The 7005-nt window shown below is 69.1% G+C and carries 6 protein-coding genes; 2 read left to right on the top strand and 4 right to left on the bottom strand.

Annotated elements, in window-relative coordinates:
- The first annotated feature begins 37 nt into the window (after positions 1–37).
- Together rnd and ABDV68_RS17650 are read left to right on the top strand one after the other, a co-directional pair.
- A complete protein-coding gene (gene rnd / locus ABDV68_RS17655) occupies positions 38–1216 on the top strand; it encodes a ribonuclease D (protein WP_343521414.1) in 1179 nt (392 codons plus the stop codon).
- A gap of 11 nt (positions 1217–1227) precedes the next feature.
- On the top strand, positions 1228–1509 hold the full coding sequence (locus ABDV68_RS17650) for an I78 family peptidase inhibitor (RefSeq protein ID WP_343521413.1): 282 nt from the start codon (positions 1228–1230) through the stop codon (positions 1507–1509).
- 156 nt (positions 1510–1665) lie between these two features.
- Here the strand turns inward: ABDV68_RS17650 and ABDV68_RS17645 are convergent, their stop codons facing one another.
- The 4 genes from ABDV68_RS17645 to ABDV68_RS17630 form a co-directional block, all read right to left on the bottom strand.
- On the bottom strand, positions 1666–3162 hold the full coding sequence (locus ABDV68_RS17645) for a Ppx/GppA family phosphatase (RefSeq protein WP_343521412.1): 1497 nt from the start codon (positions 3160–3162) through the stop codon (positions 1666–1668).
- 2 nt (positions 3163–3164) lie between these two features.
- Positions 3165–5330: an RNA degradosome polyphosphate kinase gene (locus tag ABDV68_RS17640; RefSeq protein ID WP_343521411.1), complete on the bottom strand. Its 2166-nt coding sequence runs from the start codon at positions 5328–5330 to the stop codon at positions 3165–3167.
- Positions 5331–5339: 9 nt separating this feature from the next.
- Positions 5340–5963, bottom strand: coding sequence for a DnaA/Hda family protein (locus ABDV68_RS17635; protein ID WP_343521410.1), 624 nt, complete (start codon positions 5961–5963; stop codon positions 5340–5342).
- On the bottom strand, positions 5960–7005 hold a 1046-nt coding region (locus ABDV68_RS17630; RefSeq protein ID WP_343521409.1), incomplete at its 5' end, for a heavy-metal-associated domain-containing protein. The genes ABDV68_RS17635 and ABDV68_RS17630, both read right to left, overlap by 4 nt.

The following is a 7005-nucleotide window of genomic DNA, read 5'->3' as shown; positions in this document are numbered from 1 at the left end:
CTTTGTCAACCCGCGCGCGCGCGTCTATGGGCCTGCGATGCATATTCACGGCCTGATCGAAGACTCGGCAAGTCTCGCCAATCTCTGCACCCGCCTCGCGCAGCAACCGTTCATCACGGTCGATACCGAGTTCATGCGGGAGAACACCTTCTGGCCCGAGCTGTGCCTAATCCAGATCGCCGACACCAACGAGGCGGCGGCGATCGATCCGATGGCGCCGGGGCTTGACATGACCCCGCTGCTCGACCTGCTCGTCAACAACGAGGAGGTGCTCAAGGTCTTCCACGCCGGCGGGCAGGATATCGAGATCGTCTACAACCTCACCGGCAAGACCCCGCACCCGCTGTTCGACACCCAGGTCGCGGCGATGGCGCTCGGCCAGGGCGAGCAGATCGGCTATTCCAACCTGGTCGAGACCTATCTCGGTATCACGGTGGACAAGGGCGCGCGCTTCACCGACTGGTCGCGCCGTCCGCTCGACAAGCGCCAGATCGACTATGCCATCGCCGACGTGACTCATCTCTCCGCGATCTTTCCCAAGATGCTGGAGAAGCTGCGCAAGACCGGCCGCGGCGCCTGGCTCGACGAGGAGATGGAGCGGATCGCCGATCCGGAGAATTACCGCAACGATCCCGATCAGGCATGGCAGCGCATCCGCGTCTCCAGCCGCAAGGCCGACGTGCTCGGCCGGCTCAAGGCGCTGGCGGCGTGGCGCGAGAAGGAGGCGCAAGGCAAGAACCTGCCGCGCGGCCGCATCGTCAAGGACGAGACGATCGCCGACCTCGCCGCCAATCCGCCGCGCAAGCAGGGCGATCTCACCCGGGTCCGCGGCCTCTCCGCCTCATGGGGCGGCAACGATATCGGCGGACGGCTGATGGCGGCGCTCGAGGGGGCGACCGCGATGTCCGCGTCGGAGATGCCGGCGCGCGACGACCGCAAGCTCCCGCTCGGCAAGGAAGGCGCGCTGGTCGCCGACCTGCTCAAGCTGCTGCTCAAGATCCGCGCCCGCGACATCAACGTCGCCGCGCGGCTGCTCGCGCGCTCGGACGACCTCGAGGCGCTCGCCGCGGGGCAGCGCGACGGTCTCGCGATCCTGCAGGGCTGGCGCTTCGAGCAGTTCGGGCGCGACGCGCTCGCGCTGGTCGAAGGGCAGTTGGGGTTCACGGTGCGAAATGGTAAGCTCAAAATGACTCGCACCGAACAGCCTCAAGAGTAGGAGAAAGCGTCATGATCCGCTTCACCGTTCTGCTGCTGCCCGCCAGCCTGATGGCCTGTGCAAACTACCCCACCCCGCTGCCCGGCCCGGTCCGCTGCGATGCTGGCCGCGTGCAGGGGTTCGTCGGACGCGAGGCGCGACCCGGCGTCGTTCAGCGCGCGCAGCGCCGTTCGGGCGCTCGCAACGTGCGCGTCATCCGTCCTGGCCAGGCCGTGACGATGGACTTCCGTTCGGACCGCCTGAACCTTGAGGTCGATCGCCGCAACAATATCCGCAGCGCGCGCTGCGGGTGACGCCCGACCGCGGTAGCTTTTAATCCTCCCCCGCCAGGGGGAGGTGTCAGCCACGGGCTGACGGAGGGGCGGATGCCAGAACGAACATTGGGGAGTCCTCCCCCTCCGTCGCGCTACGCGAACCACCTCCCCCTGGCGGGGGAGGATTAGTACAATTCAGACGTCCACCGCCGCGTTGAGACCCAGCGCGCCGGCCAGCGCGCGGTGGCGCTTTTCGACCGCCTCGCCATAGAGCGCAGCATCGTCGCCCTCGAGCCGAAGCACCAGCGCCTCGTCCTCGACCGCCAGCGCCGACCGCTTGAGTGGCCCGGCGACGCCGCCGCTCAGCCGCTGGCCGAGCCGCATCGCGAGGCCCCATAATTTGGCGTGTTCCAGATCGTCGAGGCTGGCGAGCTGGCCGATTGGCGGCGGCGATTCGAACCCGCCCCCCAATGAAGTGAACAACGCCTGCGCGAGCAGCGCTCGTCCGCGCGCGTCGATGCCGACCCAATTGCCGTGCAGCGCGATCTCCAAGCCGCGCTCGGCGCGGAACTCGGGGTTGGCGCGCCAGCCGACATCGGCGAGCAGGCAGGCCGCATGGCGCAGCCGCGCGAGCTCGTGATGATCGTCGAACAGCGGCGCGATCCATGCGTCCAGCAGGTCGCCATGCTCGGGGAAGCGTCCCGAGCGCCGCGCCTCGTCGCGCGCGGCGACGATCAGCGGGTCCTCGCGCCGTTCCTCGGCGGTCAGGTCGCCGTACAGCAGCCCCTCGCGCAGCCCGAAGGCCGACGCCACCGTCTCCCGGCTGCCGAGGTGCTTGATCAGCACCGCGAGCAGCGCCGCGGCATCCTCCATCGTCGCGACGCGTCCCGAGGACAGGTTCGGCACCGCGCGGATCTTGCCCTTGCCGAGCTGCGCGACCGTGCGCTGGAGCCTGGTCACGGTCGCCGCGGGCATGGTGTATTCGTGGATCACCGGCAGCGGATAGCCGGTGAGATGCATGTCGAGCCGCGCCAGCGCGCGCCACGATCCGCCGACGAGGTAGAAGGGCAATCCGCTTCCCCGCCCCGTCCAGCCGGCCTGTTTGAGCAGCTCGGCCACGGTGCGGTCGAGCATTCCCTTGCCGCGCTCGCGGATCGCGCCGATGCGCAGCACGCCGAGCGGGAACGAGACGCGGTCGGTTACCGTCCCGGCCACCACGCGCACCAGCTCGAGCGAGCCGCCGCCGAGGTCGCCGACGATGCCATCGGCCTCCGGGATGCCCGAGAGCACGCCATAGCCGGCGCCCAGCGCTTCCGCCTCGCCGGGCAGCAATTCGACTTCGAGCCCGAGCCGCCGCGCGATCGCGATCAGCTGCGCGCCGTTGGAGGCTTCGCGCACCGCGGCGGTGGCGACGGTGCGCAGCGAATCGACTTCCATCTCGCGCGCCAGGCTGGCGAAGCGGGCGAGCGCGGTGGTCGCGATCACCAGCGCCGCCTCGTCGATCGTCCCGGTCTCGGCGAGCGAGCGGCCGAGGCCCGCCATCACCTTCTCGTTGAACAGGATCGCGGGCAGCCGCGCCGCGCCGTCATAGACGACGAGACGGATCGAGTTGGAGCCGATGTCGATGATGCCGGTGCGGCGCGTATCGGGCGCGATCTCGGCGCGAGGCTTGCGAAACAGGAGTGTGGACACGCTCACCCGCTACGCTCGGCGCGCCAGCGACGCAACGACAGCTTGGGCACCGCCTCGCTCGTCTCGAGCGCCGCGCCGCGGCCGGAGAGCGACGGGTTGGTCATGAAATAGCGGTGCAGGTTGAACGGCTTGGGACCGGGTTCTTCGCGCACGTAGCGGCCATCGCTTTCCAGCTCCCAGCTCTGCTCGGTGTCGATCAGATTGGCGACCATCACCTGGTCGAGCACCTGATCGTGCACCGTCGGGTTGAGGATCGGTAGCATGAACTCCACACGCCGGTCGAAGTTGCGCGGCATCCAGTCGGCGGAGGAGATGAACATCTTCGCCCCGTCATTGGGCAGCGCCTTGCCGTTGCCGAACGCCCAGATACGGCTGTGCTCGAGGAACCGGCCGACCACCGACTTGACCGTGATGTTCTCCGACATGCCGGGGATTCCCGGGCGCAGGCAGCAGATGCCGCGGATGATCAGGTCGATCTCGACCCCGGCATTGCTCGCCTCGTACAGCTTCTCGATCATCGCCGGGTCGACCAGGCTGTTCATCTTGCCCCAGATCGCCGCCGGCTTGCCCGCCAGCGCATTGGCGATCTCGGCATCGACCAGCTCGATCAGCCGGTCGCGCAGGTGCCGCGGCGAGACGGTGAGCAGTTCGAGGTCCTCGGGCTCGACATAGCCGGTGACGTAGTTGAAGATCTTCGCGGCATCGCGCCCGATCCGCGGGTCGGCGGTGAAGAAGCTCAAGTCGGTGTAGATGCGCGCGGTCACCGGGTGATAATTGCCCGTGCCGAAATGGCAGTAGGTGCGGAACTCGTCCCCCTCGCGCCGCACCACCATCGAGACCTTGGCGTGAGTCTTCCAGGTGGTGAAGCCGTAGATCACCTGAACCCCCGCGCGTTCCAGCGCCGACGCCCAGAGCAGGTTCTGCTCCTCGTCGAACCGCGCCTTGAGCTCGACCACCGCGGTCACCGATTTGCCCGCCTCGGCCGCGGCGATCAGCGCCTGGATCACCGCCGACTGCTTGCCCGCGCGATAGAGCGTCTGCTTGATCGCGACCACGTCGGGGTCGCTCGCCGCCTGCTTCAAGAAGGCGAGCACGACGTCGAACGTCTCGTACGGGTGATGGACGACGATGTCCTTGGCCTTGATCGCCGCGAAGCAATCGCCGCCGAACTCGCGGATGCGTTCGGGGAAGCGCGGCGAATAGGGCGGGAATTTGAGATCGGGCCGGTCCTCCTCGACGATCATCGAGAGGTCGCCGACGCCCAGGAACCCGCCGGTCTCGGTCAGCAGCGCCTCGCTGCCGCCCAGTTCCTCCTTGAGCACGGCCTCCAGGCCGGGATCGATCCCCTCCTCCATCTCGAGGCGGATGACGCGCCCGCGCCGCCGCCGCTTGATCGCGGTGCGGAAATAGAGGACCAGGTCCTCGGCCTCTTCCTCCAGCTCGATATCGCTGTCGCGCAGCACCCGGAAGGTCGCCGAACCCTTGACGTCATATCCCGGAAAAAGCAGCGAAGAAAAGCGCTTGAGCAGCGTTTCCACCGGCACGTAGCAGGCGCGCTCGCCCGGCACGCGGACGAAGCGCGGGCTCGCCGGGGGCAGCAGCACAAGCTCGCGGATCGTCTCGCCGTCGCTCTGGCGAACGAGGTCGAAGATCACGCTCAGGCCCTTGTTGGGGATGAACGGGAACGGGTGCGCGGGATCGAGCGCCTGCGGGGTCAGGATCGGAAAGACCTGGGTGCGGAAATGCGCCTCGACCCACTCGGCGACCTCGCCCCGGATCGCCTCGGCGTCGAGCACCTCGATCCCGCGCTCGCCCAGCTCGCGGCGGATGTCGTTCCACACCGCCTGCTGGCTGTCGACCAGGTCGGCCGCCTCGTCGACGATCGCGGTGAGCTGCTGCGCCGGGGTCAGCCCGTCGGCGGAGTGCGCCTCCACGTCCTGCATCTGCTGGCCCTTGAGGCCGGCGACGCGGACCATGAAGAACTCGTCGAGGTTGGAGCCCGAGATCGACAGGAAGCGCAGCCGCTCGAGCAGCGGGTGCGCGGTGTTGCACGCCTCCTCCATCACCCGCCGGTTGAACGCCAGCCATGACAGCTCACGGTTGAAATAACGCGCACCGGGCTCGGCTTGAGCGGCGTCGTCGGTGTTGAGTTGCGCGCGGCTGGACATGCTTCCTCGTCAGGGTTGCGCGGCCGGCGCCTTGAGCAGGCCCGACGCGGTCAATGTGGCCTTCGCCGCCGGGATCGACAAGCGCCGGTTGCGGCGGCGGCTGGCATCCTCCTCCAGCGCCTCCGCGGTGCGCAGGATCGTCAGGTAGTCCCGCTCGATCCGCCGCATCACCCACGCCACTACATCGGGATTCGCGGCAATCTCGTGACGGTCGAGCAATTGCTGCAGGATGTCCGCCGCCAGCGCGTCGTCGGGCTGCTCGATCCGCGCGATCGGGCTCGCCCCCAGCCGCGAACGCAGGTCGGGCAGCTTGACCTGCCACACCGGTGGCGCGTCGTCGGCGACCAAGAACAGCGGCCGGTGCGCCGTCTGCGCCGCGTTCCAGGCATGGAACAGCATCGTCTCGCTCTGGCGGTCCGCCTCGTCGATCATCGTCCCGCCGCTGCGCATCGCCATGGTCCGCGCGAGCAGGCTGCGGCCCGATTTGCGCGGCCCGGTGATAATCGCCGCCATCACCGGCCAGGTCGCCCAATGCTCGAGGATATGGACGGCTTTGGCGTTGCCCTCGCCGACCAGGAACCTGTCCTCACGCGCGCCGGCTGGCCGGTCGAGCCGCAGGGAAAGCTGGCTCATCCGTCGCTGTCGTTCCCGGCTTCGGTCGCAGCCGGCGTGGCGGGAGCGGCGGGCGCGCCGCCGCTGCGGCGGATGCGCAGCACGCCCGGCCCTTCCTCGACCTGCCACCCGCGCGCGCGCAGCGCCGCGGTCAGCGACGCCTGGCTGCCCTCGAAGGTCACGCGCATCACCGAGATTCCGCCCAGCGCCATGCTGGTGGTGCTGGCCGAGCTCACGCCGGGCACGCCGCGCACCGCCGATTCGCCGCTGGTGAGCGCCGCGACGCTCGGCGTGTCGAACTGGATCGTGAACGCCGATCCGGTCGTCGCGACCGGCACGTCGGTAGGCTCGAGCGGGGCTTCCTCGCCGGTCTCCTCGACCGGAAGCTCGGGCTTGGGCGGTTCGGTGACGAGCAGCCGGTCGGTGCGCAGCAGACCGGAACGCAGCGCGTCCTGATAGGCCTTGTCGATGCGCTGGATGCCCGCATCGATCAGCGCGGGCAGCGCATTGCCGTCGTTCACGCGCAGCACGAACTGCGCGATGCGGCGATTGTCGGGTCCATGCCCCGCGGTGAACACCCCGACGATCGGCCCGCCGGGATAGCTGCGGCGCAGCTCGACGGTCGGGATGAGCACGTCGTCGGCGCCATATTGGTCGAGGATCGCGCGCCACCAGCCGCGGCCGCGCCGTGCGGTCTGCCCGGCGTTCATCAGCAGCCGGTCGGGCCCGCTGCCCGCGGGCCGCACATAGTCTATCGCGCTGTTGCCGGTGCGGAAGCGCTTCCACCCGTCGAGGAACACGCTGTTGCCCTCGAACACGCGATGCGCGCCGCCCGAGACCTGCACCGGGATCAGCAGCATCGGCGGCGAGCGCGTCATCTGCGACGCGACGCCGAGCAGCGACGCGGCGCGGTTGCGGTCGAACAGCACGCCGAGCTTCGCCACGTAGCGGTTGGGGCCGATCTGCTCGCGCTCGATGATGATCCCGGTGACCATCCCGTCGAGCGCCGAATCGCCGAGCGACGCGCCCTGCCCGGTCAGCCGCTGCGCCAGCATCGTCCACG

The organism is Sphingomonas sp., assembly GCF_039595165.1.
Classification (GTDB): Bacteria; Pseudomonadota; Alphaproteobacteria; order Sphingomonadales; family Sphingomonadaceae; genus Sphingomonas.
The sequence above is the reverse complement of the archived record's forward strand: the minus strand, read 5'-3'. Positions and strand labels throughout refer to the sequence as shown.

Excerpts from the sequence above, each read along its gene's own strand:
- rnd (WP_343521414.1), top strand. The coding sequence starts at position 38 with ATGCATATTCACGGCCTGATCGAAGACTCGGCAAGTCTCGCCAATCTC.
- ABDV68_RS17650 (WP_343521413.1), top strand. The coding sequence starts at position 1,228 with ATGATCCGCTTCACCGTTCTGCTGCTGCCCGCCAGCCTGATGGCCTGT.
- ABDV68_RS17640 (WP_343521411.1), bottom strand. The coding sequence starts at position 5,330 with ATGTCCAGCCGCGCGCAACTCAACACCGACGACGCCGCTCAAGCCGAG.
- ABDV68_RS17635 (WP_343521410.1), bottom strand. The coding sequence starts at position 5,963 with ATGAGCCAGCTTTCCCTGCGGCTCGACCGGCCAGCCGGCGCGCGTGAG.